This is a genomic window from Nonomuraea sp. H19, from assembly GCF_052068215.1.
Classification (GTDB): domain Bacteria; phylum Actinomycetota; class Actinomycetes; order Streptosporangiales; family Streptosporangiaceae; genus Nonomuraea.
The window spans coordinates 1-25,174 of sequence record NZ_JBQHCV010000033.1; the positions used below are offsets into that span (position 1 = coordinate 1).

A 25,174-nucleotide genomic window follows, 5' to 3' on the forward strand; every position below is an offset into this window, starting at 1 on the left:
AGGCCGGCCGCGTGCAGGCGTTCGAGCAGGAAGGACGTCGCGTCTGTCACGGGTGTGCTCCTCTCTGCTGGTCACGCGAACCTACGATCGCGACCGGATGGATGGATGCGAGCCTCCTGGCGCTCGACGAAGGTCACGGGCGACATAGAGCGGCGCCGCAGTCAGTGACCACGAACAACAGCGCCGCCCGCGATAGGGCCCCGTCTACAGTCGTCGGCTGCGGCGAAGATCGTCCATGGCGAGTAGCGCTGCATGACGACGGCGGCACTGTGCGTCCCATGCACCAGCCGAGTGGGGTGCGCGAAGGTGTCGAGCGCCCGTACCCGCCGAGCGATACCGCGGCATCAGTTAGCCCTGCCCTTTCATAACCATGTAGCGCCATGCGCGGGCGGAAGGCCGAGCGGCTGACGCGCCACCAGACGTCTGAAGAGCGGCCAGGCGGAATCGAATGATCAGTGCGACATTCTCCGGCACGGCCGGCTCCTTTCGCCAGAATCCGCAAGGGACCGCTGCCCAGCGTCGAACGCTGTAGGCAGCTGCGCTCCATTCGCCTACCTCGGCGCGGACGCGGCGCCCCTCCAGCCGAGCTGGGATACGGGAGTAACAATCGCGCGCCGGCAACGCGGCCTGGTGGCCGCGGTCGACGGGGTCCGCCCGCCTCCATGGTCATTCTTGGACCTTTCCTCCGGTTATGCGGGAGATGACCAGGGCGATGATGATGATCGCGCCGTTGAGGGCGCCTATCCACTGGGCGGGGACGCCCGCGAGGGTGAGCACGTTCTGGATCAGGTAGAGGAGCAGGACGCCGGTGAAGGCTCCGAAGATCGTTCCCTTCCCGCCGTTCAGGCTGATGCCGCCGATGACGGCGGCGGCAAAGACCGTGAAGATGTAGCCGTTGCCCTGGGCGGAGGCGACAGAGGCCAGCCGGCCGGACAGCAGCAATCCGCTGAGCGCGGCCAGGACGCTGGCCGTGACGATGACGATCCCCAGCACTCGATCGGTGCGGATGCCGGCCGCCTTCGCGGCGTTGACGTTGCCGCCGATGGCGTACAGCGACCGGCCGAAGCCGGTGAAGCCCAGCACCACGATGCCGATCGCGAACAGCGCCAGGCAGATCCAGATGGAGGCGGGCACCCCGAGCCACAGGGCCGTGCCGAGATACATCATCGATTCGGGCAGCTGGAAGAACGTCTGCCCTCCGGAGATCCCGGTCAGCATGCCTCGCAGCACGATCAGCATGCCGAGCGTGAGGATGAAGCCGTTGAGCCCGAACCGGATGATGAGCAGCGCGTTGGCGACGCCCACCAGCAGACCGACAGCGAGGGTGACAGGAACCGCCCAGGCGCCCGGAAGCAGGCCCAGGCCGTGCCCCGCGCCCGCGGACACGGTGAGCCAGGCGGCCACCCCGGGCGCCAGCCCCATGGTGGACTCCAGCGAAAGGTCCATCTTCTTGACGACCAGCACCATGGTCTGCGCAAGGACCAATATCGCGATCTCCGACATTGTCTGCAGGATGTTGACGATGTTGTCGGGTTGCAGGAATACCGGGCTGACGAACTGTCCCACCACCCCGATGACGATGATCGCGGGGATGAGCGCCAGATCGCGCAGGCGAGCGAAGGCGATCCGGCGCCGGTTGCCGTCGGCCGGGGGCGGATCGGCTCCCGGCGTGCCGGGGGTGGCGTCCGGGCCCGCGGTCGCGGTCTCATGCATCGAGGTCCACTCCTTCCATGGCGGCCACGAGGTCGTGGTCGTGCCAGCCACTGGCCATCTCGGCGACCAGGCGGCCCTGGAACATCACCAGGACGCGGTCGCACATCCGCAGGTCGTCCAGCTCGTCGGACGCGATGAGCGCGCCCGTGCCCGACTGGACGATCTCCTCGACCTTGCCGAGGAGGAACTCCTTGGACCGCACGTCGACGCCGGCGGTCGGGTTGATGAGGACGAGCAGCCGCGGATCGTTGGCCATCGCCCGAGCCATCACGACTTTCTGCTGGTTCCCTCCGGAGAGTCCGGAGACCGGAAGGGCAGGCCCTGGAGCCTTGATCGTCAACCGCTCGATCATGGACTGGGCGAGAGCGTCCCGGCGACGCCCGCTGATGAATCCCGACGGACCAAGCCGTTCGGGAACCGTCAACGTGCTGTTGTCCGCGATGGACATCTCGGGCACCAAACCCTGATGGTGACGGTCCTGCGGAACGAAACCGGCTCCGGCCGCCAGGGCCGCGGACACGCTGCCGGGCCGTGGGCGCTTCCCGGCGATCTCTACGGCGCCCGCGCCGGCAGTGCGCAGGCCGACGACCGTCTCGGCCACCTCGGTGCGGCCGCTGCTCGCCGCGCCAGCCAGACCGACGATCTCACCCGCTCGGACCTGGAACGACACATCGTCGTAGGCGCCCTCCGCCGACAGACCCTCGACTTTGAGCACATGCTCGTCGCCGGGCCGGTGCACGGCTTCACGTCCGTGCTGCTCGGCGGCCGTGGCGGCCTCGCCGGTCATCGCCGCGACCAGCTCCGCGCGCGGCAGCCGCTTCACGGGGGCGGTGAGGATGTGGCGCGCGTCCCGGAAGACCGTCACCATGTCGCAGATCTCGTAGATCTCCTGCAGGTGGTGACTGATGAAGAGGAACGTGACACCCTGCTGCTGGAGGTCACGGATCCGGTCGAAGAGCCGGGTGATCGCTGCGGCGTCCAGCTGGGCCGTCGGCTCGTCGAGGATGACGAAGCGCGCGCCGAACGACAGTGCCCTGGCGATCTCGACGAACTGCCGCTGCTCGATGGTGAGGTCTCCCGCCCTGGTTCCGGCGCTCACGTCCACCGACCAGCTCTCCAGCAGTTCCCGGGCTTGGCGGCGGAGCATGCGCCAGCTGATCAGCCCGGCGCGGCCCCGGCTGTACCGGTTGAGGAACAGGTTCTCGGCGACCGTCAGCTCGGGGATGATCGTCGATTTCTGGTAGACGCAGGCCACCCGCTGCCGCCAGGCGTCGCGGTCGGCGAGCCGTGGCGCGGGCTGCCCGCCGAGGGTCAGCGTCCCTTCATCCGGCGCCTGCAGACCGGTCAGGATCGACACCAGGGTCGACTTGCCGGCTCCGTTGCGCCCCACGAGCGCGTGGGTCTCACCCGGCATGATCGTGATCCGTGCGCCGTCGAGCGCCAGCGTCGAACCGAACCGCTTGGTGATCCCCGCAGCCTCGGCGACGGGTGACCCTGCCGGGGGCCACCCGCCGCCGCTCGGGGCTGAACCGGAGTTCGTCACCGGTTCCCGATCGCCCATATGAACCGCCCTCCTCTCTCGCGGCTTCCGGTCAGCTGAGGTTGTTGCCCCACAGGGACTGGTCGGTGCTCTTCAGGCTCTTGACGCCGCCGTAGGTTTCGCCGTCGGCGGTGACGAGCGGGGCCGAGAGCTGGTCCTCCAGCAGGCCCGGGCGGACCTGGATGATGGTGCTGTCGTGGTCGGTCGGGCCCGGCTGGAACGTCTTGCCGTCGATCGCGGCCTTGAGGTAGGACAGGGCGTACTCGGCGTAGAGGTCGGCCGGCTGCGAGACGGTCGCGTCGATCTTGCCCTCGGCGATGGCCTTGAGCTCCTCGGGAATGCCGTCGTTGGAGACGACGAAGACGTGCTTGGGATCGTCCGGCTTCACCAGCAGCCCCCGCTGTTGCAGCACCTGCAGCGTCCCGGCGAGCGCGAAGCTCGACTGCATGTAGACGCCCTTGATGTCGGGGTTGGCGACCAGGTCCGTCTGCAGCTTCTGCGCGGCGATCGCGCCGTCCCAGTTCGTGGCCTCCCCGAAGACCTTGATGCCGGGGTAGTTCTTCTTCATGCAGTCGTTGAAGGCCTCGGTGCGGTCGCGGCCGTTGATCGAGGCGAGGTCGCCCTGCAGCATGACGACCTTGCCTTTGCCGCCGAGCTTGGTGCCGAGGAACTGGCAGGCCTTCTCGCCGTACGCGCGGTTGTCGGCCCGTACGACCATGTAGACGTCTCCGGTGTCGGGCCGGGTGTCGACGGTGACGACGGGGATCTTCTTCGCGGCGAGTTGCTGGAGGGTCGGGGCGATGGCGGCGGTGTCCTGAGGCGCCATCGCGACGCCCTTCACGCCCTGACTCATGAACGTCTGCACGTTGGCGGTCAGCTTGGCGACGTCGTTCTGGGAGTTGGTGGTCTTGATGTCCAGGCCGAGCTGTTTGGCGTACTCGGGGGTGTACTTGATGTAGGAATTCCAGAAGTCGGTGTCGGAGCGCGGGTAGTCGACGCCCACCACGGGGGAGCCGCCGCCGTCGGTCGCCGCAGTGCCGGAGCCGCCGCCGGAGCCGCCACCGCAGGCCGAGAGGAGGCAGACGGCCATGCAGGAGCCGATGCCAGCCAGGGTTGCCGACCTGAGTTTCATGTGTTCTCCTTGCCGCTGACCTCGGTCTCGCCGAGGGACACGTTGGTGCTGAGTCAGTTGCGCGGACGGATGCGCAGGCCGCTCATGCCGCCGTCCCCGGCAAGATCGGTTCCTGTTGTTGCTCCGGCGAGCGGGCTCGCCAGATACGCGATGGCCGCGGCGACTTCCCACGCGGTCACGAGCCGGCCGCCTGGCGCGCTTCCAGAGCGCGGCGTTCCGCGGCCGGGTCGGGGTTCATCGCGTCGGAGCCGTCGAGCTGGCGTGAGGTGGGGAACCGGACGTCCACCGCCTCGACGGCGCTGATCACTTCAGTCACGGCGGCCGGCGCCTTCCCAGAGGCGTTTCGTCTGCATCAACGTTGCATGACGTCGATTCTTCGACATGGGATGGATTTATACGCGCCCAGGGATGTCGTGTCTAGGCTTGTCATAGACTCCTGGCATCGATGCACGTAAAAACGTTGACGCCATCCGATACACGCGGAGCCGATCAGGGCCAGACATGGGATCTCTGCTTTCTAAACATGGGATGTCACTGTTACGCTGCGGGGACGTACCGATCACCACGTCCGGCTCTCTCTCCCCGAAAGCCGGACCGCCCCGGGGGACCGTCGATGTCATTGACCGACAAGGCCATCACGCGGATTCGCGAGCTCATCCAGTCCGGAGAGCTGCCGCCCGGTTCCAAGCTGCCGCCCGAGCAACAGCTGGCCACCGAGCTCGGCCTGTCGCGCAACCTCATGCGCGAGGCCGTCAAAGCGCTGGTCGTCGCCCGGGTACTGGAGATACGCCGAGGTGACGGCACCTACGTGACCAGTCTCGAGCCGAGCCTGCTGCTCGGAGGGGTCGGCGGCGCGGTCGAACTGCTCCAGGGCGACACGCTTCTGGAGGTCACCGAGGTGCGGCGACTGTTCGAGCCCATTGCCACCGGGCTGGCCGCGGTGCGGATCTCCGCCCAGCAGCTCCGCGAGGTCGAGCAGCATCTCGCCGCCATGCGCGAGGCGCGTGACGACGTCGAACTGCTGAACCGGCACGACGCCGAGTTCCACCGGGCGGTCATCGCCGCCACGGGCAACCAGACCCTGGCGACCCTGCTCGAAGGCATCGCCGGCCGTACGCTGCGGGCCCGGGTGTGGCGCGGACTGGTGGACGACAATGCCGCCCCCCGCACTCTCGCCGAACACGAAGCCATCTACGAAGCGCTGATCGAAGGGGACGCCGCGCTGGCCGAGGCCGCGGCGCTCATGCACGTCAGCACAACGGAGCGCTGGCTGCGCGCCCACCTTCAGCAGAGCGAGGCCTCGACCGCCCGCGTCGGCACGCGGCCATCCTGATGGACCCCCGCCCTCGGCACCCGACCGGCCCTGACACGAGACCGATACGACACCCGGTCCGGCCGCGACAGCCTTGTCGGCCGTGACCTCGGGCCACCCGGCCGGCTGCCGGTGCGCGGTCAGCGGCTTCTCCTGGCCAGGTCGGCCAGGAGTGCCTTGACCTCGGTCGCCTCGTAGGAGTCACGGTCGAAGGGGCCGATGATCAGCGGGCCGTCGTCGGGGAGATCGGGCAACCGGCCGTGACTGCCCCGCACGGGCGCCGGGTCGAGCGGCACCACCTGCATCGTGTAGCGGAAGCCCAGTTTCTTCCTGGCCAGCGCCGCCGCTGCACGGAGCTTGACGAACGGATCACCCGGGTCCATGAACAGCTCGGCGGGGTCGTAGCCGGGTTTGCGGTGGATGTCCACGAGTCTGGCGAAATCCGGGGCGCGGTCGTCGGAGAGCCAGTAGTAGTAGGTGAACCAGGCGTCGGGCTCCGCCACCGCGACGAGTTCGCCGGCGCGTTCGTGGTCGAGCCCGTACTTCGCCTTCCCCGCCTGGTCGAGCACCTCGTCCACGCCGGTCAGCTCGGCGACGACGGCGCGGGCGCGGTCGAGGTCGGCGGGGTCGCGCACGTAGACGTGGGCCACCTGGTGGTCGGCGACGGCGAAGGCTCGGGACGTCCACGGGTCGAGGTACTCCATCCCGGCCTGGGTGTAGACCTCCAGGAGACCTGCGGTGCGCAGCGCCCGGTTGATGTCCACCGGGCGGGACGCGGGGGTGATGCCGTACTCCGAGAGCACGACCACCTGGGCGTCCTCGGCGAGGAGCGGAGCCAGCGCGGCGTCGACGGCGCGGGCGGCGGCGATCGCCTCGGGACCGGCGGGGCCGTACCGCTGCAGGTCGTAGTCGAGGTGGGGCACGTAGACAAGGAGCAGGTCCGGCCGTTCGCGGGCCAGGATGCGGCGGGCCGCGGCGATGATCCATTCGGAGGACGCGATCCCCGCGTTGGGGCCCCAATAGGTGAACAGGGGGAACGGCCCGAGCGCGGCCTCGAGGTCGTCGTGGAGTGAGGGCGGGCGCGTGTAGCAGTCCGGCGACTTGCGGCCGTCGGCGTGGTAGACGGGGCGCGGGGTGACGAGCAGGTCGGCCGGCGCGCCCATCGCATACCACCAGCAGACGTTGGCGGTGCGCAGGCCGGGCACGGCGGTCCACAGCTGCTCGCCCTGGATGAGCGCGTTGTGCTGGCGCCACAGCAGCACCTCGCCGAGGTCGCGGAAGTACCAGCCGTTGCCGACGATGCCGTGGTCGCGGGGCATCGAACCGGTCAGCAGGGTGGCCTGCATCGAGCAGGTGACGGCTGGGAGCACGGGCCGCAGCGCGGCCGGCGCGCCCGCCTTCGCCACGTTCGGCATGTGCGCGAGCAGGCGCGGGGTTAGCCCGACCACATTGATCACGATCAGCGGTGCCATCACGTCTCCTTCAGCCGGAGGGCGGCGAGTTGCCCCCGCATCCAGTCGAGCTCGGCGGCGATGCCTTCGGCGATGTCGGCCGGCGCGCCGGCAAGCACGTTCCACGTGTAGGTCTCCACCTCGACGTGCCTGGTCAGCGGGCGGTCTCCGCCGAGGAGCGCGTCCAGCAGGGCCCGCAGGTAGGGGGCGCTGGTGGCGAGCGGAGAGGGCGGCGCGTCGTGCAGCGGGACGTGGAAGTGCACGCGCCAGCTCTCGTCCGCGGGCAGGCCACCGGCCAGGGCTTCGCCCAGGTCGTCGGCGTATCCGGTGGCGGAGCGCGTCTGGTGGAGGAACCGCGCCTCGTCGAACGCCGCGAGCCCCCGCTGTGCCCCCGGCGGGGCCTCCAAGGCGCACGACGCCTGGAGCTTCACGATCGGCAGCCCGCTGCCGGCGCCCGCGCCGGGTTCCTCGAAGCCCACGGCCATGTGGCAGGCGTCCAGGCAGAGACCGAGGTAGTCGCGATCCACGTCGCTCAGCAGGGCGGTCGCCTGGGGGGTCGTCTCGATGATGCAGCCGGGCTCCGGCTCGAAGCCCAGCCGGATCACCTTGCCGGTACGGCCGGCCAGCGCGCGCAGGCCCTGGGCGACCGCATCGACATTGGCCATGACCGCCGCCGCTTTGCCGTTCGTCCACCCGGTCCGCCAGGCGAGGGGGAGTGTCGAGATCGTTCCCTCGGTGACGTCGTCCGGCAGCAGCGCGGCGAGGATCTCGGCGAGCCCGAGCGTGTAACGCAGCCGCTCCGGGTCGGCCCAGTCAGGGCTGTAGACGCGGTACTTCACGATCTCGTCGTGGAAGCCGCGGTAGGGGAATCCGTTGAGGGTCACGACCTCCAGCCCGAGCGCGGCCAGCCGCTCGCGCAGCCCGGCGAGTTCCTTGGGCCGGGCGAGCAGGTCCGCAGCGGCGTGCTGGGACAGCCACAGCCCCAGCCCGAGCAGGTCGACGCCGAGCAGGCGCCTGACCCGTGCGGCGACGCCGGACAGCTGACCGTGGATGCCGGGGAGATCCTCGGCGGCGTGGACGTTGGTGCAGTAGGACAGGTGCACCGTCGAGCCGTCCGGATGGCGCAGCCGCATGGTCAGCCCCGCTTGATCGTGTTGCCGGCGTAGTCGGGGCCGGCTTCTGAACCGGTCTCGAGGTCGAGCCGGCCGCTCTGCCCGTAGAAGGCGACCGGATTGCGCCACAGCACCTGATCCACCTCGTCCTCGCCGAAGCCGGCCGCGAGCATGACGTCGGCTACCTCGCGCGTCTTCAGCGGGTCGCTCCGTCCCCAGTCGGCGGCCGAGTTCACCAGCATCCTGTCCGTGCCGTACTCCTTGAGCACGGCCACCATCCGGTCCGGGTCCATCTTGGTGTCGGGGTAGATCGAGAACCCCATCCAGCAGCCCGAGTCCGCGACCATGCCGACGGTCATCTCGTTGAGGTGGTCGATGAGCACCCGCACGGGGGGTATCCCGGCGGCCCGGACCACGTCGAGCGTCCGGCGGGTGCCCGCGGCCTTGTCCCGATGCGGAGTGTGCACGAGTACCGGAAGAGCATTCTCCTGCGCCAAGGCGAGCTGGGCCTCGAAGGCCCGTTCCTCCTCTGCTGTCATCGAGTCGTAGCCGACCTCGCCGACCGCGACGACGGAGTCCTTCAGCAGGTATCGCGGCAACTCGGCCAGCACTCCCGCGCACCGCGGATCGTTCGCCTCCTTCGGGTTGAGCGCGAGCGCGCAGTGGTGGTGGATGCCGTACTGCGCGGCGCGGTACGGCTCCCAGCCGAGCAGCGCGTCGAAGTAGTCGAGGAAGCTGCCCACGTTGGTGCGGGGCTGCCCCAGCCAGAAGGCGGGTTCGACGACGGCCCGGACCCCCGCGGCGTGCATGCGCTGGTAGTCGTCGGTGGTCCGGGAGGTCATGTGGATGTGGGGGTCGAAGATGCGCATTCAGATCCTCTCCAGGACGTCGCGTGGGACGGGCCGGCCGGCCGCCCGCAGCTCCATCACGTAGTCCGACAACATCCGGGCCAGTTCGGCGTCGAAGCGGCGGTCCAGCTCCGCCACCGCCGCCAGCGGGATCGACATGAAGACGCACTTGAGCACCCCTTGCCGGAAGGAGTGGTCGTCCAGCCACGCTGAGCCGTAAGGGCCGAGGGCCGCGGCGACCAGCCGCGCGTCATTGGTGCGCAGCGCGTCCTGCACCAGCCCGACCGCCGTCCCTTCCAGATCGAGCTCATGCAGGGCGGTCAGGATCGTCAGCCGCTCGCCGCTGTCGCCGGCCTCGTAGAGGCTGCTGATCACCGCGTGGTGGCCGTGCAGCGCGCCGAGCAGCGCGCGCCGGGCGCCTGGGCCGCCCCGCCGTTCGGCCTGCGGGAAGAGCCGGTGGATCGCGTGCGGGTCAGCCTCGACCTGCCGGACGGCCTGTGCCAGCCACTCTTGTGGCGGCTCCTTCATGTGCCCTCCTCAAGAAGTCGATCGATCGGCGGGCGACCTGCGGGGCCGCATGGCTGTGCCGGGCCAGCTCCACGGCCACCAGACCCGAGTAGCCGTGCAGAGCGGCGAGCACCGGCACGAAGTCGATCTCGCCCTCGCCGAACTCCAGGTGCTCGTGGACTCCCCGGCGCATGTCCTCGATCTGCACGTGCACGGTGTACGGCAGCGCCCGGCGGACACAGGTGTCCAGGTCCTCCTGCTCCACGCAGTGGCAGTGCCCGATGTCGAGGGTGAGACCGAACCGGGGATGGGCGCCGAGCATCGCACGCAGCCGCTCGAAGCCGTCCAGGCCGGCGACGAGCATCCCGGGTTCGGGTTCGAATCCCAGCGTGACGCCCACCCGGTCGGCCTCGTCGAGGAGCCGTGCGCACTGACAGGCCAGCCGCGTGTACGCCTCCGCCTCCGGCATGCCGTCGGGCCGGACCCCGCTCCACAGATGCACCACGGGAGCGCCCAGGTCGGCGGCGACCCGCATCGCCGTGGTCAGGAACTCCACTCTGTGCTCGGCGTCGTCGCTGATGAGGGTCGGATGGTGTTTGCGCAGGGGATCGAGCGTGTAACGCCCGCCCGTCTCGACGACGGCATCCAGGCCGAGGCGTTCGAGGAGCCCGGCGATCCGCGACACCTCCGTGGCCAGGCCGGGGGAGTGGGGGTCGAGATGTCCGTGGTCGAGCGTGATCGCCGCACCGGTGTACCCCAGATCGGCCAGGACCGTGAGCGCCTCGGGGAGCCGGTGGCCGGCGAAGCCGTTGGTGCAGTAGGCCCACTTCACGAGGTCGCCAGCCGGGACGAGAGCCACCTTCCCACGGGCAGCGAACACAGCAGCGCGCCCGCCGTCGCGAACCGTCCGCCACCGGCGACCGCCGCCGCCTGGAGCGGGATCAGGCCGAGGATGCTCAGGCGGACGGCCTGCCGGACGTTCTCGGGGTCGGGCCGGGCCCGTAACCCGGCCTGGACCGGGAGGGTGGAGGCGAGATAGCCGGCGATGAGGATGCCCGCTCCGGCCCGGGCGGCGGCTCCGCTGCGCACGCAGGAGGCGGCCGCGAGCCCGGCCGCCGCGGTGCTGGCCACGAGCGCGCGCTCGGCGGTCCCGGGTGCCGCCCCCGTCACCTCGGCCCGGCCCAGGACGCTGATTCCGTAGGTGTGCGCGCCTATCGCCAGCGCCGCCGGCACGGCGGCTCCGGCCTGCTCGCCGGCGCCCAGGAGTACGTCCAGCACGCGGCAGGCCGCCATCGACGCCGGTCCCGCCGCCGTCCGTTTGAGGCCCAGGTCGTAGGCCCACACCGCGCCGGCCAGCAGGCCGGCGACGGTGAGACCGCGACGGCCGCCGGTGACGGCGGCCGTGGCCAGGCCCGCGCCGGTCAGGGCGGCCGCGAGCCCGAGCGCGGCGCTCGGGTGGACCCGGCCTGACGGGATCGGGCGTTCAGGACGCTCGATGGCGTCCGCCTCACGGTCTGCCCAGTCGTTGAGCGCCATTCCCGACCAGTACATGAGCACCGACGCCAGGGCCAGGCCGGGTGCCGGACGCCGCCCCGCGGCGGCGGCCCCCGCCATGGTGTCCCCTGGCACCGACAGTGCGGCCGGTGCGCGGACCAGCTCGAGCAACGCCCTCATGACAGCTCCTCGGCGAAGGCGCGCAGCCGGGCGTACTGGGCGGCCAGCGTGTGCTCGTCCGTCCCCAGCGGGCTCTTGAAGAAGTAGCCGAGCTCGGGCAGGACGCCACTCCGCCCCTTCTCGTGCGCACGGGCGACCAGCCGGGCCAGGTCCAGGACGAGCGGAGCGGCCAGCGCCGAATCGCAGCCCTGCCAGGTGAACTGCAGCGTCATCCGCACGCCGAGGAAGCCTTCGAAGGTCACGTGGTCCCAGGCGGTCTTCCACTCTCCGAGATCCGGGACGTAGTCGATGTGCGTCTCCCCCTCGACGGGTCCTCCCAGGACCTTCGCGACGACCTGGTCCTTGGAGAGCTGCTTGCTGGACCTTGCGGCCGGATCGGCGAGTGTCGCCCCGTCGCCGCCGCCGAGCAGGTTGAGCCCGGACCAGGAGCGGACCCGCAGTGCCCGGTCGGCGAACATGGGCGCCAGGGCGCTCTTGACCAGGGTCTCGCCGGTCTTGCCGTCGCGTCCCGCGTACGGCACGCCCCGCTGGGCGGCGAGTTCCGTCAGGGCGGGCAGGGTCGGCCCGGTGGAGGGGGTGAACTCCACGTAGCCGCAGCCGGCGTGGAAAGCCGCATAGGCGTACAGCGAGCTCGGCGGCAGGACGTCGTCCCCCGCGGCGAGGCGTTTCTCGAGGTCGGCCAGCCTCTCGAACTCCGGCCGCGAACCGGCCGGGGGCTCGGTCGACGACACGTTGACGACGACGACACGGGATAGCCCGTGCCGGGCGCGAAAGCCGGCGATGTCGTCGATCAGCCGGGCGGCGGCCCGGCCGCCGTCGCCGGGGACGTGACCTGGCCGGATCTCGGCGTCGGCGGCGTCCAGATCGGAAGCGAGCAGCCCCGGGAGGTCCGGTGGTATGACGCCTGCCCTCGCCAGCTGTTCGGCGCGCTTGCGTAAGGAGGTCTCGGTGATGTCATGGCCGCCGAAGACCAGGTCGGTGAGCGGAACCAGGCCGGGAAAACCGGGGGACTCCGTCACGCATCCTTGCGGGGACGCCGCTCCCGCCCTGATGGCCGCGGCGCCGACGGTCGCTGTGGTCGCCACGGATCCACGTGCCCCGATGAGCCACACACCGAGCTTGTCCATGAAAGCTCCATCGCGTCGGGACTACCCCCGCATGCGGAAGGCATCCGGTATGTAGGTATCCGCGATGTTAAGAGCTACTTTTGTCGATGGTCAAGCATAAGCATGCTTATCGCTGTCTTATCATCGGCCGCTTACGGCCATCACCGCCTGGTCCACCGCCTCGGGCGCCAGCACGTGCTCGATCACCATCACCGCCGCGCCGGTGATGCCCGCGCGGTCGCCGAGCTCGCTCGCCAGGATGCCGAGGTGCTGCGTGGCCAGCGGCAGCGACCTGCTGTAGACCACCTCGCGAACGCCGGCGAGCAGGTGTTCGCCCGCCTCCGCGAGGTCGCCGCCGATGACGATGAGCGAAGGGTTGAAGAAGCTGACGACCGAGGCCAGGACCGTGCCGATCTCCCGGCCGGCCTGCCGGACCGCCTGGATCGCGTGGACGTTGCCCGCTCGCACCAGCCCGACGACGTCGCGGCTGACGGAGGCGTCCTCGCCCGCCGCGCGCAGGCGGGCGGCCAGCGCGCCACCGCCCGCCACGGCCTCCAGGCACCCGGTGTTGCCGCAACGGCAGACGACGTCCTCGAACGACGGGACCCGGACATGGCCGATGTCGCCGGCCGCTCCCTGGGCGCCGCGATGCAGGCGGCCCTCGCTCATGATCCCGCAGCCCACACCGGTGCCGATCTTGAGGAAGATCAGGTGCTTGACCTGTGATCTGACCGCCCAGTACTCGCCGAGTGCCATGATGTTCACGTCGTTGTCGACCAGCACCGAGGCGCCGAGCCGCGCGCTCAGCCACTCGGGCACCGAGAAGCGGTCCCACCCCGGCATGATCGGCGGGTTGACCGGCTTGCCGGTGTCGTGCTCCACCGGGCCGGGGAGGCCGACGCCGATGCCGCACACGTCGGCGATGCCGCGCCCGCACTCGCCGAGCAGCTCGTGGAAGCTCTCGACGAGCCAGGTCAGCACGGGCACCGGACCCCGGTCGATGGGCATCTCGGCGCTGCGCTCGGCGAGCACGGTGGCCGCGAGGTCGGTGACGGCGAGCCGGGCGTGTGTCACGCCGAGGTCGGCCGCCAGCACGACGCGTGCGCCCCGGTTGAAGGCGAACGTCGTCGCGGGACGCCCGCCCGAGTGGATCGCGTCTTCCGTCGGCGTCACCAGGCGTTGACTCAGCAGGGCGTCCAGCCGGAGCGAGAGCGTCGAACGGGCCCACCCGGTGAGCTGGGCCAGTTCGGCGCGGGTGCGAGGCCGTCCGTCGCGCAGGATCGAGAGCAGAGCTCCTGCTCCGGTGGCCGGGCCACCGGTGGCCATCAGCGTGCTCTCACTCAACACCGCTCCGTTCATCGGGACGACATCTTTCGCGATCTCCCCCCAATTATGCCGCACCAGTGGGAACTTTTGCTTGACCATCGACATAAGCCCGCTTAGCATCCCGCACCATGAGGGATATAAGCCTGAAACTGCCGATAGCCCCAGAGCGGGGATCATCGGGACAGGTTTCATGGGGCGGGTGCAGGCCCGCGCCGTACGGCTCGCCGGTGCCGCCATCACCGGCGTGGCCGGATCGCGACCCGAGAAGCCGCAGCAGGACGGTCTCGGCCCGGCGAAGGTCTTCGCCTCCGCCGACCAGCTCACCGAGTCCGGCGAGATCGACCCGGCGCACATCTGCACCCCCCATCACCTCCACGCCCTGTCCGCCCTCAATGCCTTGTCCGCGGGACTGGCCGTGATCTGTGAGAAGCCGCTCGCCACGGACGCGGAGATCGCCGCGCTGATGGCAGGGCGGGCGGCAGAAGCAGAGCTGGTCGCGGCGGTTCTCCCGGTGGGAGCCCGCGCCGGATCGCGAACCCTCATACGCGACCCGGAGACCCTGTCCCAGGCCGCCCTGTCCTCCTGTCCGCTCCCGGCCGGTCATCCCGAGGGGTATCACGACTGCTTCGACGCCTTCGCCGCCGACACCTCCACCGCACTCCGCGGTGAGCACCGTGACGGGCTGCCGGTGTTCGCGGACGTCGCCCGGGCGGCCGCGATCTGCGAGGCCGTCCTCGCGTCGGCGCAGACGGAGAGGTGGACCAAGTGCTGAGCATGCGCGGCATCGGCAAGAGCTTCCTGGGCGTACGGGTGCTGTCCGGAGTCGACCTGGACGTGACGGCCGGCGAGGTGCACGCTGTCGTCGGCGAGAACGGCGCCGGCAAGTCCACCCTGATGAAGATCATCTGCGGGGTGCACGCGCCGGACGAGGGCACGATCGACATCGACGGACGGCCGGTCTCCTTCGGTCACCCCCTCGACGCGCAGCGCTGCGGCATCGCGATCATCTACCAGGAGTTCAACCTGTTACCAGAGCGCACCGTCGCCGAGAACGTCTTCCTCGGGCGCGAACCTGTCAAGCGCGGCCTGGTCGACCGGGCCGCCATGGAGGAGGCGACCGCGCGGCTGCTCGACGAGCTCGGCGAGCACTCCTTCGAGCCGCGGGTCCCGGTACGCCGGCTCTCGGTCGCGCAGCAGCAGGTCGTCGAGATCGTCAAGGCGTTATCGGTGAACGCCCGGCTCGTCGTCATGGACGAGCCCAGCGCGGCGCTCGCCGAGCACGAGGTCGAGCTGCTCTACCGGCTGATCGGGCGGTTACGGCAGCGCGGGGTCGCCGTCGTGTACATCTCCCACCGCTTACGCGAGGTGTTCGACCTCGCCGACCGGGTGACCGTGCTCAAGGACGGCTCACGCGTCACCACCTGCCCGATCGGGGAGGTGTCCTCCGACGAGCTGATCCGCCTGATGGTCGGCCGCGACCTCGGCACCTACTTCCCGCCCCGCTCGTCCGCCGCCGGCGAGGTACGGCTCAGCCTGCGCGGAGCGGGCAATCACCAGCTCCGCGACATCGATCTTGAACTGCGGGCCGGAGAGATCGTCGGCATCGCGGGCCTGCAGGGATCCGGCAGGTCGGAACTCGCCAAAGCGATCTTCGGCGCGGAACCGTTCACCACGGGGGAGATGACCCCGGCGCGTCCCCGCTCGGTCAGGGAAGGCGTGGCCATGGGCATCGGGCTCGTGACCGAGGACCGCAAGGCCGAAGGGCTCGCCCTGCGCCAGTCGGTGCGTGACAACGCCCTGCTCGTCGCCCGCGCGGTGGGCGCCAAAGGCCGCAACGGCGTCCGCGACCTGCTCGAACGGGTGAAGCTCGCGCCGCCACGCCAGGAACAGGAGGTCCGCTACCTCTCCGGCGGCAACCAGCAGAAGGTCGTGCTCGCCAAATGGATGACGATGGCGCCGCGCGTGCTGCTGTTCGACGAACCCACCCGGGGCGTCGATGTCGGGGCCAAGGCCGCGATCCACGACCTGATGCGCGAGCTGGCGAATGACGGCATGGCCATCATGATGATCTCTTCCGAGCTGCCGGAGCTCATCGGGATGAGCGACCGCGTCGTCGTCCTGCGGGACGGCCGGATCGCCGGCACGCTCCCGGCCGGGCCCTCGGAGGAGGCCATCATGCGCCTGGCCGCGGGGGAGGAGGCGGCATGAACGGCGTCCCGGTGACGGCGCGGCTGCGCGAGCCCACCCAGGTGGTGTTCCTCGCGCTGGCCGGCCTGATCGCGGCAGGCTGGGTCCTCGTCGCGCTCGACGGCGGCCAGTTCCTGACCATGGAGAGCGTCGTCGGGATCCAGCAGCGTTCGGCGGCCCTCGGCATCGTGGCGATCGGGCAGACGCTGGCGATCCTGGCCGGATCGCTCGACCTGTCCGTGGCGTACCTGATCAGCCTGGCCTCGCTGGTCGCGGCGGAGATCATGGCGGGCCGGGACGGGAACGTCCTGCCGGCGGTCGCCGCAGTGCTGGCCATCAGCGCGCTGGTGGGGCTGGTCAACGGGCTGGTCATCACCAGGCTCCAGGTCCACGCCTTCATCGCCACGCTCGGCGTCGCCCTGATCATCAAGGGCATCGTCGACCACCTGTACGACGGCCCGGCGGGCAAGGTGCCCGAGTCGTTCCAGCTTCTCGGCTACTCCCGCATCGGGCCGATCCCCGTCTCGGCCCTGCTCTGGGCGGGCGTGGCCGTCGTGGTCTGGTTCCTGCTGAGCAGGACCCGGCTGGGCTACCGGATCTACGCGGTGGGCGGGAACGAGGAGGTCGCCCGCCTGTCCGGGATTCGTACGGGCCGGGTCATCGTGCTCACCCACGTGCTGTGCTCCGTCTGCGCCGGCATCGCGGGCCTGCTGCTGGCAAGCAGGCTCGGGGCAGGCGCGCCCACGGTGGGCACCGACGGCGGCTACGACCTGGAGTCCATCGCCGCGGTCGTGCTCGGCGGGACCGCGCTGGCCGGTGGCAAGGGCGGGGTCGCCGGCACCGTGGGCGGGGTCCTGCTGCTGGCCGTCCTGGACACCATCTTCAACCAGCTCGAGGTCAACTCCTTCGTCAAGGACGTGGTCCGCGGCGTGGTCATCGTCATCGCGGTGGCCGTCTACGCCCGGCGTATCAAGGGGCGGTCGGCATGAAGCGCGCACTTCCCATCCTCGCGGTCCTCGTGGTGCTGCTGGCCGCGATCGCAGTCGCCAACCCCCATTTCCTGGAGCCTGCCGGGTTCCTGGCGTTCCTCAAGCGGGCCGCGCCGCTGGTGATCCTCGCCGCGGGACAGTACTTCGTCATCGTTTCCGGCGAGTTCGACCTGTCGGTCGGCTCACTGGTGACGGCCGAGGTAGTGATCGCCGCGCGGCTCATCGACGGCGACGAGTCCGCCACCTGGCCCGTTCTCGCCCTGCTGATCGTTGTCGGGCTGTTCGTCGGACTGGTCAATGGCGTGGTCACCACCAAGCTGCGGGTGCCGTCGTTCATCGTGACGCTCGGCATGCTGCTCATCCTCAGCGGGACGGTCTTCCTCTGGACCGGCGGCGCGCCGCGTGGCGCGCTGTCGGAGGGCTTCCGGGTGTTCGGCCGCGGCAGCCTCGGGCCGGTGCCGTGGTCGGTGCTGGTCCTCATCGCCGTGGGCGCGGCGGCGATCTGGCTCATGCGCGCCGACTTCGGCAAGACCCTCATCTCCACCGGCGACAACGAGCGTGCCGCGGCACTGTCCGGGGTCCGGGTCGACCGGGCCAAGATCTTCGCCTTCATGCTCTCCGGCCTGGCCGCGGCCGTCGCGGCGATCCTGCTCGGCGGTTTCGCCGGGGTCTCGGCACAGGTGGGCCAGGGGCTGGAGTTCTCCGCCATCACCGCGGTCGTCCTCGGCGGCGTGGTGCTCGGCGGCGGCCGCGGCTCCGTGCTCGCCGCCATGGCCGGGGCCTTCACGCTGGAGGCGCTGTTCACCCTGCTCAACCTGTACGGAATCTCGGGGGCGCTGGAGTTCACCGTGCAGGGCGTCATCATCATCGCCGCGGTCGCGGCGGGAGCCATCCGACTTCCCCGGAAGTTCACCCCCCGAAGAGGAGACGCACATGCCGCGTCATAAGGCCGCAGTCGCCATGTTCACCGCGCTCGTCCTCGCCGGCTGCACCACCGACAAGCCGGCGGCCACAACCCAACCCGCAGCGCCCGCCGCGAGCGCCGGCCAGAGCGCTCAGGGCTCGGGCACGGGCGCGCAGTCGAAGTTCTTCGTGCGGGCGGACTTCGACGCCCAGCTGGCCATGCGCTCCCAAACGCCGCAGGGTCCCACGGACAAGCCCTGGGAGCAGACCATCGCCCCGAAGATGATCGACACGACGAAGTACAAGAAGGACGGGCCGTACCACCTGTGCTTCTCCAACGCGGCGGTCAACAACCCCTGGCGACAGGTCGGCTGGAAGACGATGCAGGCCGAGGTCGGCCTGCACAAGGAGATCACCAAGTTCACCGCGCTGGATGCCGAGGGCAAGGACGACAAGCAGATCTCCGACATCGCCGAGCTGCAGGCCAAGGGCTGCGACGCGCTGATCGTCTCGCCGAACACCACGGCCACGCTCACCCCCGCCGTGACGGCGGCGTGCGGGAAGGTGCCCGTCATCGTGTTCGACCGAGGCGTGGAGACGGACTGCCCGGTGACGTTCATCAAGCCCATCGGCGGCTACGCCTTCGGCGCCGACGCCGCCGAGTTCCTCGTCGAGAAGGTGCCGGCCGGCGGGAAAGTCCTGGCGCTGCGCATCCTGCCCGGCGTGGACGTGCTGGAGACCCGCTGGTCGGCGGCGAAGGTGGTCTTCGACAAGAGCCAGGTCCAGGTGGTGGGGGTGGAGTTCACCGACGGGGACGCCGCCAAGACCAAGAGCATCGTCAGCGACTACATCCAGCGGCACGGCAAGATCGACGGCGTCTGGATGGACGCGGGCGCCACGGCGGTGGCGGCGATCGAGGCGTTCGAGGACGCCGGCCTGCCGGTGCCGCCGATCAACGGCGAGGACCAGCAGGACTTCCTGCAGAAGTGGAAGGGCGCCAACCTCACCGCCATCGCACCCACGTACCCGACCTACCAGTGGCGCACCCCGATCATCGCCGCGCTGAAGATCCTCAAGGGCGAGGAAGTGCCCGAGATGTGGAACCTGCCGCAGCCGAAGGTCACCAGCGAGAACCTGTCGACCTACCTCAAGCCCAACATGCCGCCGCTGCACTACGCGCTGTGCGGTTGTGAGGACCTGCCCGGGTTCCCGGAGACCTGGGGCGGGAAGAAGAGCTGATCGGCTCCTTTCGCGAACCGACGAAGAGGGATGCCATGTTCTCCATCGGAGTGAACACCTGGGTCTGGGTCTCCCCGCTGACCGACGACGACCTGGCGCGGCTCGCGCCCCGCATCGCCGGGTGGGGCTTCGACGTCATCGAGCTGCCCGTCGAGCAACCCGGCGACTGGAACCCGGACAAGGCCGCGGCGGTGCTGGCCGAGCAGGGGCTGGCGGCGTCCGTGGTGCTGGTCATGCCGCCGGGGCGCGAGCTCGTGGCCGCCTCCCCGGAGACGGTTCGCCGAACCCAGGACTATCTGCGGCACTGCGTCGACGTGGCGGTGACCGTCGGCTCCCCGGTGATCGGGGGGCCGGCGTACGCCTCGGTCGGCCGTACGTGGCGGCTGTCACCGGAAGAGCGCCGCGGCGTCTACGCCGAGTTGCGGGAGAATCTGCGGCCCGTCCTGGACCACGCGGCCGAGCGTGGGGTGAAGCTCGCGGTCGAGCCGCTCAACAGGTACGAGACCAGCCTCGTCAACACCGTCGAGCAGGCGCTGGAGGCGCTGCCCGAGGACTGCCACCTGGCACTCGACATCTACCACATGAACATCGAGGAGAAAGACCCCGCCCAGGCGGTGCGGGTCGCGGCGGATCGGATCGCGCACGTGCAGGTGTGCGGCACCGATCGCGGCACGCCGGGGGCCGACCGCTTCGACTGGCCCGGCTTCACCCGGGCCCTGCACGACGCCGGCTATCAAGGGCCGCTCGTCATCGAGTCCTTCACCGCGCACAACCAGACCATCGCCACCGCGGCCTCCATCTGGCGGCCCCTCGCGGAAAGCCAGGATGCGCTGGCCGTCGACGGCCTCGCCTACCTGCGCGCCCTCTGACACCCGTTCACCGTTTCTGACATCCGCCGGCGTGCGCCCTCTGGACGCGCGCGTTCCCTTCGCGCCGCGTCTCGAGGTGTCCCCGCACCCCCGGAGATTCGCCATGCGATGATTCCTCGCTGCCCTCTTACTCCCAGTCTTGTTGCCGGCGCCTGGCGCCGGCTCCCGCCCACGCGTCCAGCGCCGCCCTCCACGGGTTCCGCGCCCTGCTGTTCAGCAAAGCAGTGGGATACGTGCACGCCTCCATCAGCGGGCGCGATCGATCGCGCGGCGGGCTTCGTTCTCGGGCCGGGTCGGCAGAAAAAGGAGGCTTCTCGGCGGATGCGCGGCGGGGAAGCCCGCGCCCGGTACAGAGCTTGAAAGTTTCATACTTATCGCGCGTCTGACTAATCCAGGATGTAGAACCAATATTTGCCGAGTCGAGAGCGGTGATACAGGTGCGTACCATCGGCACCGTCGGCAAATGCCGGTCAAGCAGCGAGCCCCCGCCCAGCGAGGAGGAAAGGCGGTCTCTGATGCGCTGGATAAGCATGCTTGACAGGTATGTTAAGCAGACCTATTTTCGTTTCGAATCGATTCGACGCCTGTCGCATGGTCAGGCCCGGCGTCCACCGCGCCACGCGCCGTCCACCAGGGAGGAAAGCGTGCCGGCTGCGCCGGCCGGCGCCGTCCAGCGACCGTGGCGTCATCACCGGAAGACCGGCCCGGCGAACCGCACGACTCCCGCCCGCCCGTTAGGAGATCCCCGTGCATGACTCCTCACCCCGAAGGGCACGGAGACTCGTCCCGGCCGGTCACACCGCTGCGGCGCCGCCCGCCCCCGGCCCGGCCGCCCGGATCGATGGGTGGGCCACGTGCTGCAGCTGACCGGCATCGGCGAAAGCTTCGTGGGCGTCCGGGTCCTCAACGAAGTGGACCTGGAGGCGTCCGCCGGCGATGTCCACGCGGTGGTGGAGAACGGCGCAGGCAGTCGACGCCCATGAAGATCTCGGTCGCGCAGCAGCACGTCGCGGAGATCGTCAAGGCGTTGTCGCTGAACACCCGGATCGTGGTGATGGACGAGCCGACCACAGAGATCGTCGGGGTGGCCCGGCTGCAGGACTCGGCCCGCACCGAGCCGGCCAAGGCGCTGTTCGGCGCGGAGCCCTTCACCAGCGGCGAGATGACCGCCCTACCGTCCCCGCTCGGCCCGGGCATCGCCGCGGGGATCGACCTGGTCACGGAGAACGAGCCGAGACGACGCATGCCTTCGCACCCTTCAACTCCGACCGTTGCCGGTAACCCCCAGGAGATCCTCCATGCGAACATCACGCCTGCTTCCCGCCCTTGCCGCAGCCTTATTAGGGCTGTGGCTGTCCGCGGTGCCACTGGTGGCGCACGCGGCCGCTCCGCAGTTCACGGTGCTGCTGTTCACCGAGACCGCGAGCGGCGCCTATCGGCACGACTCCATCCCCGCCGGTGTCGCGATGTTCCAGCAGATGGCGACCGACAACAACTTCCAGCTCGACCACAGCGAGGACTCCGCCGTCTTCACGACCGCGACCCTGAACACCTACGACGCGGTGATCATGTTCCAGACCAGTGGCATGGTGTGGGACAACGACGCCCAACGTCAGGCCTTCCAGACGTATGTGCGGAGCGGCCGCGGCGTCGTCGCGATCCACAACGCCACCGACATGAACATCGAGGCGCAGTTCCCCTGGTGGGACCAGGTCGTGCTGGCCGGCGCGCACATGACCGCGCATTCGGCGACCCTGCAGGGCACCGCCAAGGTGGCCGACAAGGTTCACCCCTCCACGAAGGGGCTGCCGGATCGGTGGGTGCGTCCGGAGGAGTGGTACAACTTCGACAAGAACATGCGCGGCTCGGTGCACGTGCTGGTGACCGCGGACGAGACCACCTATGACGCGGGGCCGAACAAGATGGGCGCCGACCACCCTATCTCCTGGTGTCACAACCCGGAGGGCGGCCGGGTGTGGGCCACCGCGATGGGCCACCAGGCGTCCTCCTATTCGGAGCCGCTGTTCAAACAGCACCTGCTGGGTGGGGTGAAGTGGGCGGCGGGCGCGGCGCCGGGTGACTGCGGCGGCACGGTCGCGGCACGGTTTCAGAAGGTGACCCTCGACGGCGCACCGGACCAGCCGATGGAACTGGACGTCGCCGCCGACGGCAGGGTCTTTTACATCTCACGCTCGGGCAAGGTGAACATGATCCCCGCCAATGGCGGGGGCACGCGCGTCATCGCCACCCTGCCGGTGTACGACGGCGGCGAGGACGGCGGTATCGGGCTTGCGCTGGATCCGAACTTCGCCACCAACGGCTGGATCTACGTCAACTATTCGCCGTCCAATGGAGGTGAGGTGAACCGGGTATCGAGGTTCACCTTCAACGGCACCAGCCTCGACGTGGCGAGCGAGAAGAAGATCATCGAGGTTCCGGCGTACCGCAACGTCGACGAGCCCGGCCACACCGGCGGCTACCTCGCGTTCGGGCCGGGCGGCAACCTGTACATCGGCCCGGGTGACGACACCAATCCCAACGGGTCCAGCGGCTACGCCCCGATCGACGAGCGGCAGGGCCGGGAGCATTACGACGCCCAGCGGTCCTCGGCCAACACCAACGACCTGCGCGGCAAGATCCTGCGCATCCACCCCGAGCCCGACGGCACCTACACGATTCCGTCCGGCAACCTGTTCGCGCCCGGCACCGCCAAGACGCGGCCGGAGATCTACGCGATGGGCTTCCGCAACCCGTTCCGCTTCTCGGTCGACAAGGTGACCGGCTGGATCTCGGTGGGTGACTACGGCCCCGACGCGGGCGCCGCGAACTCCAGCCGCGGTCCCGAGGGCACCGTCGAGTGGAACCTGATCAAGCAGCCGGGCTTCTACGGCTGGCCGTACTGCGTCGCTGACAACATCCCGTACAACGACTACAACTTCGCCACCAACACCTCCGGCGCGAAGTTCAACTGCTCGGCGCCGGTCAACAACTCGCCCAACAACACCGGCCTGACCAACCTGCCCGCGGCCAAGCCCGCGACCGTCTGGTACAACTACCACGCCTCGGCCGAGTTCCCCGAGATCGACTGCTGCGGCGGTGCCGGCCCGATGGGGGGCCCGTTCTACCGCTACGACCCGGCCAGCAGCTCTGACCGCAAGTTCCCCGAGTATTTCGACGGCACACCGTTCTTCTACGAATGGAGCCGCAACTTCGTCAAGGAGTTCCGCCTGGACTCCTCGGGCAACCTCCTGAAGATCAACCGCTTTGTGGCACAGCTCGCCCCGCACGCGCCGATCGACATGAAGTTCGGTCCGGACGGCGCCATGTACATGGCCGACTGGGGCAACGGCTTCGGCCACGACAACACCGATGACGGCATCTACCGCGTCGACTACGTAGCCGGAAACCGCGCACCCGTGGCCAAGGCGATCGCCAACCCCGACTCGGGAGCGGCGCCGCTGACGGTGGCGTTCTCCTCCGCCGGCTCGTCCGACCCCGACGGCGACGCGATCACCTACGCGTGGGACTTCGGCGACGGCGGGACCTCCACCAGCGCCAACCCGTCCCACACCTACACCGCCAACGGCACCTACACGGTCAAGCTGACCGTACGGGACTCCGGCGGGAAGACGGGCAGCGTCACGTTGTCCATCGCCGTCGGCAACACCCGTCCCAACGTCGTCTTCTCGGCTCCCCCCGACGGCGGGTTCATCGACTTCGGCGACCAGGTGGCCTACACGGTGAACGTCACCGACCCCGAGGACGGCGCCGTCGACTGCACCAAGGTCAACGTGGTCACCGCACTCGGCCATGACCAGCACGCCCACGACACCGGTCAGTACACCGGTTGCTCCGGGACGGTCACGACCACCGCCTCCGGCCATGACGACGCCTCCAACGTCTATTACGTCCTGTCCGCCGACTACACCGACAAGGGCGGCCTGAAGGGCAGCGCCGGCATCACGCTGCAGCCCAAGCACAAGCAGGCCGAGCACTTCACCGGCTCGTCCGGAATCCGGATCATCGATCAGCCCGGAGCCGAGGGCGGCAGGCGCATCGGCGACATCTCCAACAACGACTGGATTTCCTTCAGGCCGATCAACCTGTCCGGGATCGACACGGTGTCCTTCCGTGTCTCGGCGCCGTCCAGCACCGGGGCGTCCATCGAGCTGCACGCCGACTCGCCGACCGGGGCGCTCATCGCCGCCGGCCCCGTGCCGGCAACCGGGGGATGGAACACCTACGTGTCCCTGCCCGCGGTGCGGGTCACCGACCCCGGTGGCACCCGTAATGTCTACGTCGTGTTCAAGGCGCCGTCGGCGAACTCGTTCGACGTGGACTCGTTCACCTTCAGCGGCAGGGGCGTCGGGCAGGGTGACCCGCCCTCGGACAGCACGAGCGCACTGCGGGGTGTGGGATCGAACCGGTGCCTGGACGTCAACGGCGCCTCGCAGACGAACGGCGCCCAGGTGCAGATCTGGGACTGCAACGGGCAGTCCAACCAGCGATGGACGTCGACCAGCGCGGGCGAGCTGCGGGTGTACGGCACCAAGTGCCTGGACGTGAACGGGGCCGGGACGGCGGACGGCACCGCGGTGATCATCTGGGACTGCAACGGCCAGAACAACCAGAAGTGGCGCCTCAACGCCGACGGCACCATCACCGCCATCGGGGCGAACAAGTGCCTGGAAGTCAGCGGCACCGGCACCGCCAACGGCACCAAGGTGCAGATCCGGACGTGCAACGGCCAGAACAACCAGAAGTGGACCCGGGTATGACCCCAATGTGACGCCCGAACCCTGGAGCCGGCCCGCCCGCTGCGGACCGGCTCCAGCGGCCTGGCCACACCACCCAACGGTGAGACACTCAGGCCATCGACGGTCTGCAGCAGCCGCGATTGACCCTTGCCGTCTGAAGGAAGGATCGCCTGCACCGTTCGGTGGGATCATCTGCCTACGGCGGCGGTCACCGTCAGGACGCGTAAGCGAGCGCCCCGTCCGCCTTCTATCAGTCTTCACCGCGATAGGCGCGCAACTCGCGGCGCGCCTGGTGGCGGCTGCGGCGGCGGTCCTCGCGACGGATGTAGTACCCCTCCCGGTTGCCGCCCCTGGTTTCGCAAACGAGCACGTGGTAGCCGGGGTCGCCCCAGTAACAGCCGCCCCTGTGCCAGTCCGCGCTGTCGGGAGTGACCTCGTCCGGCAGCGTGCAGGGCCCGAAGCGATGATCATGCACGGGCACGCAGGTCACCAGCGGCGCGTCGGCCATC

At 69.7% G+C, this 25,174-nt stretch carries 23 protein-coding genes; 9 read left to right on the forward strand and 14 right to left on the reverse strand.

What is annotated here, in order from left to right; translation table 11 throughout:
* Positions 1-666 precede the first annotated feature (666 nt).
* The 5 genes from ACTMTI_RS47280 to ACTMTI_RS47300 are packed head-to-tail and all read right to left on the reverse strand — an operon-like array spanning position 667 to position 4,701.
* The gene (locus ACTMTI_RS47280; protein ID WP_441127424.1) at positions 667-1,713 is read right to left on the reverse strand and encodes an ABC transporter permease; all 1,047 of its coding nucleotides are present in this window, start codon (positions 1,711-1,713) and stop codon (positions 667-669) included.
* A complete protein-coding gene (locus tag ACTMTI_RS47285; protein WP_441127425.1) occupies positions 1,706-3,274 on the reverse strand; it encodes a sugar ABC transporter ATP-binding protein in 1,569 nt (522 codons plus the stop codon). The genes ACTMTI_RS47280 and ACTMTI_RS47285 overlap by 8 nt, the downstream gene beginning before the upstream one ends.
* Positions 3,275-3,305: 31 nt before the next feature.
* A complete protein-coding gene (locus ACTMTI_RS47290; RefSeq protein ID WP_441127426.1) occupies positions 3,306-4,385 on the reverse strand; it encodes a sugar ABC transporter substrate-binding protein in 1,080 nt (359 codons plus the stop codon).
* Between the two features lie 53 nt (positions 4,386-4,438).
* Positions 4,439-4,564 (reverse strand): hypothetical protein, encoded by a 126-nt coding sequence (locus ACTMTI_RS47295; protein ID WP_441127427.1) that lies wholly within the window; start codon positions 4,562-4,564, stop codon positions 4,439-4,441.
* The gene (locus ACTMTI_RS47300; protein WP_441127428.1) at positions 4,561-4,701 is read right to left on the reverse strand and encodes a hypothetical protein; all 141 of its coding nucleotides are present in this window, start codon (positions 4,699-4,701) and stop codon (positions 4,561-4,563) included. Before ACTMTI_RS47300 ends, ACTMTI_RS47295 begins: the two co-directional genes overlap by 4 nt.
* A gap of 297 nt (positions 4,702-4,998) precedes the next feature.
* Between ACTMTI_RS47300 and ACTMTI_RS47305 the strand changes: the two genes are divergently transcribed.
* Positions 4,999-5,718, forward strand: a complete 720-nt coding sequence (locus ACTMTI_RS47305) for a FadR/GntR family transcriptional regulator (protein ID WP_441127429.1) — start codon at positions 4,999-5,001, stop codon at positions 5,716-5,718.
* Between the two features lie 119 nt (positions 5,719-5,837).
* Here ACTMTI_RS47305 and ACTMTI_RS47310 read toward each other — a convergent pair whose 3' ends face one another.
* From ACTMTI_RS47310 to ACTMTI_RS47345, 8 genes are all read right to left on the reverse strand, one after another.
* Positions 5,838-7,169, reverse strand: a complete 1,332-nt coding sequence (locus tag ACTMTI_RS47310) for a nucleotide pyrophosphatase/phosphodiesterase family protein (protein ID WP_441127430.1) — start codon at positions 7,167-7,169, stop codon at positions 5,838-5,840.
* Positions 7,169-8,281: a metabolite traffic protein EboE gene (gene eboE, locus ACTMTI_RS47315; RefSeq protein WP_441127431.1), complete on the reverse strand. Its 1,113-nt coding sequence runs from the start codon at positions 8,279-8,281 to the stop codon at positions 7,169-7,171. Before eboE ends, ACTMTI_RS47310 begins: the two co-directional genes overlap by 1 nt.
* A gap of 2 nt (positions 8,282-8,283) precedes the next feature.
* The gene (locus ACTMTI_RS47320) at positions 8,284-9,129 is read right to left on the reverse strand and encodes a TatD family hydrolase (protein ID WP_441127432.1); all 846 of its coding nucleotides are present in this window, start codon (positions 9,127-9,129) and stop codon (positions 8,284-8,286) included.
* Positions 9,130-9,636, reverse strand: coding sequence for an EboA domain-containing protein (locus ACTMTI_RS47325; RefSeq protein WP_441127433.1), 507 nt, complete (start codon positions 9,634-9,636; stop codon positions 9,130-9,132). It abuts the gene before it with no gap.
* Positions 9,581-10,447, reverse strand: a complete 867-nt coding sequence (locus ACTMTI_RS47330; protein ID WP_441127434.1) for a sugar phosphate isomerase/epimerase family protein — start codon at positions 10,445-10,447, stop codon at positions 9,581-9,583. Before ACTMTI_RS47330 ends, ACTMTI_RS47325 begins: the two co-directional genes overlap by 56 nt.
* On the reverse strand, positions 10,444-11,289 hold the full coding sequence (locus ACTMTI_RS47335; RefSeq protein WP_441127435.1) for an SCO3242 family prenyltransferase: 846 nt from the start codon (positions 11,287-11,289) through the stop codon (positions 10,444-10,446). The genes ACTMTI_RS47330 and ACTMTI_RS47335 overlap by 4 nt, the downstream gene beginning before the upstream one ends.
* Positions 11,286-12,416, reverse strand: coding sequence for an inositol-3-phosphate synthase (locus ACTMTI_RS47340; protein WP_441127436.1), 1,131 nt, complete (start codon positions 12,414-12,416; stop codon positions 11,286-11,288). Before ACTMTI_RS47340 ends, ACTMTI_RS47335 begins: the two co-directional genes overlap by 4 nt.
* A 120-nt stretch (positions 12,417-12,536) precedes the next feature.
* Positions 12,537-13,721, reverse strand: a complete 1,185-nt coding sequence (locus ACTMTI_RS47345; RefSeq protein ID WP_441127510.1) for an ROK family transcriptional regulator — start codon at positions 13,719-13,721, stop codon at positions 12,537-12,539.
* A 91-nt stretch (positions 13,722-13,812) separates the two neighbouring features.
* On the opposite strand from ACTMTI_RS47345, the gene ACTMTI_RS47350 reads away from it, so the two are divergent.
* The 8 genes from ACTMTI_RS47350 (at position 13,813) to ACTMTI_RS47385 (ending at position 24,686) form a co-directional block, all read left to right on the forward strand.
* Positions 13,813-14,493: a Gfo/Idh/MocA family protein gene (locus tag ACTMTI_RS47350; protein WP_441127437.1), complete on the forward strand. Its 681-nt coding sequence runs from the start codon at positions 13,813-13,815 to the stop codon at positions 14,491-14,493.
* Positions 14,494-14,495: 2 nt separating this feature from the next.
* The gene (locus ACTMTI_RS47355; protein WP_441127511.1) at positions 14,496-15,929 is read left to right on the forward strand and encodes a sugar ABC transporter ATP-binding protein; all 1,434 of its coding nucleotides are present in this window, start codon (positions 14,496-14,498) and stop codon (positions 15,927-15,929) included.
* Positions 15,926-16,897, forward strand: a complete 972-nt coding sequence (locus ACTMTI_RS47360; protein WP_441127438.1) for an ABC transporter permease — start codon at positions 15,926-15,928, stop codon at positions 16,895-16,897. The genes ACTMTI_RS47355 and ACTMTI_RS47360 overlap by 4 nt, the downstream gene beginning before the upstream one ends.
* The gene (locus ACTMTI_RS47365) at positions 16,894-17,844 is read left to right on the forward strand and encodes an ABC transporter permease (RefSeq protein ID WP_441127439.1); all 951 of its coding nucleotides are present in this window, start codon (positions 16,894-16,896) and stop codon (positions 17,842-17,844) included. The genes ACTMTI_RS47360 and ACTMTI_RS47365 overlap by 4 nt, the downstream gene beginning before the upstream one ends.
* Complete coding sequence (locus ACTMTI_RS47370; protein WP_441127440.1) at positions 17,831-19,039, forward strand: ABC transporter substrate-binding protein; 1,209 nt, start codon at positions 17,831-17,833, stop codon at positions 19,037-19,039. The genes ACTMTI_RS47365 and ACTMTI_RS47370 overlap by 14 nt, the downstream gene beginning before the upstream one ends.
* 35 nt (positions 19,040-19,074) lie before the next feature.
* The gene (locus ACTMTI_RS47375) at positions 19,075-19,908 is read left to right on the forward strand and encodes a sugar phosphate isomerase/epimerase family protein (RefSeq protein ID WP_441127441.1); all 834 of its coding nucleotides are present in this window, start codon (positions 19,075-19,077) and stop codon (positions 19,906-19,908) included.
* A gap of 854 nt (positions 19,909-20,762) precedes the next feature.
* On the forward strand, positions 20,763-20,891 hold the full coding sequence (locus tag ACTMTI_RS47380) for a hypothetical protein (RefSeq protein WP_441127442.1): 129 nt from the start codon (positions 20,763-20,765) through the stop codon (positions 20,889-20,891).
* 315 nt (positions 20,892-21,206) lie between these two features.
* Positions 21,207-24,686 (forward strand): ThuA domain-containing protein, encoded by a 3,480-nt coding sequence (locus ACTMTI_RS47385; RefSeq protein WP_441127443.1) that lies wholly within the window; start codon positions 21,207-21,209, stop codon positions 24,684-24,686.
* A gap of 229 nt (positions 24,687-24,915) precedes the next feature.
* Here the strand turns inward: ACTMTI_RS47385 and ACTMTI_RS47390 are convergent, their stop codons facing one another.
* Complete coding sequence (locus ACTMTI_RS47390) at positions 24,916-25,146, reverse strand: hypothetical protein (RefSeq protein ID WP_441127444.1); 231 nt, start codon at positions 25,144-25,146, stop codon at positions 24,916-24,918.
* Positions 25,147-25,174 lie beyond the last annotated feature (28 nt).

What these genes read in the sequence shown, in the direction of transcription:
- ACTMTI_RS47375 (WP_441127441.1), top strand. Translation starts at nt 19,075, where the DNA reads ATGTTCTCCATCGGAGTGAACACCTGGGTCTGGGTCTCCCCGCTGACC.
- ACTMTI_RS47290 (WP_441127426.1), bottom strand. Translation starts at nt 4,385, where the DNA reads ATGAAACTCAGGTCGGCAACCCTGGCTGGCATCGGCTCCTGCATGGCC.
- ACTMTI_RS47325 (WP_441127433.1), bottom strand. Translation starts at nt 9,636, where the DNA reads ATGAAGGAGCCGCCACAAGAGTGGCTGGCACAGGCCGTCCGGCAGGTC.
- eboE (WP_441127431.1), bottom strand. Translation starts at nt 8,281, where the DNA reads ATGCGGCTGCGCCATCCGGACGGCTCGACGGTGCACCTGTCCTACTGC.
- ACTMTI_RS47340 (WP_441127436.1), bottom strand. Translation starts at nt 12,416, where the DNA reads ATGGACAAGCTCGGTGTGTGGCTCATCGGGGCACGTGGATCCGTGGCG.
- ACTMTI_RS47285 (WP_441127425.1), bottom strand. Translation starts at nt 3,274, where the DNA reads ATGGGCGATCGGGAACCGGTGACGAACTCCGGTTCAGCCCCGAGCGGC.
- ACTMTI_RS47360 (WP_441127438.1), top strand. Translation starts at nt 15,926, where the DNA reads ATGAACGGCGTCCCGGTGACGGCGCGGCTGCGCGAGCCCACCCAGGTG.
- ACTMTI_RS47370 (WP_441127440.1), top strand. Translation starts at nt 17,831, where the DNA reads ATGCCGCGTCATAAGGCCGCAGTCGCCATGTTCACCGCGCTCGTCCTC.
- ACTMTI_RS47385 (WP_441127443.1), top strand. Translation starts at nt 21,207, where the DNA reads ATGCGAACATCACGCCTGCTTCCCGCCCTTGCCGCAGCCTTATTAGGG.
- ACTMTI_RS47355 (WP_441127511.1), top strand. Translation starts at nt 14,496, where the DNA reads ATGCGCGGCATCGGCAAGAGCTTCCTGGGCGTACGGGTGCTGTCCGGA.
- ACTMTI_RS47305 (WP_441127429.1), top strand. Translation starts at nt 4,999, where the DNA reads ATGTCATTGACCGACAAGGCCATCACGCGGATTCGCGAGCTCATCCAG.
- ACTMTI_RS47280 (WP_441127424.1), bottom strand. Translation starts at nt 1,713, where the DNA reads ATGCATGAGACCGCGACCGCGGGCCCGGACGCCACCCCCGGCACGCCG.
- ACTMTI_RS47310 (WP_441127430.1), bottom strand. Translation starts at nt 7,169, where the DNA reads ATGGCACCGCTGATCGTGATCAATGTGGTCGGGCTAACCCCGCGCCTG.
- ACTMTI_RS47345 (WP_441127510.1), bottom strand. Translation starts at nt 13,721, where the DNA reads ATGGCCACCGGTGGCCCGGCCACCGGAGCAGGAGCTCTGCTCTCGATC.
- ACTMTI_RS47335 (WP_441127435.1), bottom strand. Translation starts at nt 11,289, where the DNA reads ATGAGGGCGTTGCTCGAGCTGGTCCGCGCACCGGCCGCACTGTCGGTG.
- ACTMTI_RS47365 (WP_441127439.1), top strand. Translation starts at nt 16,894, where the DNA reads ATGAAGCGCGCACTTCCCATCCTCGCGGTCCTCGTGGTGCTGCTGGCC.
- ACTMTI_RS47320 (WP_441127432.1), bottom strand. Translation starts at nt 9,129, where the DNA reads ATGCGCATCTTCGACCCCCACATCCACATGACCTCCCGGACCACCGAC.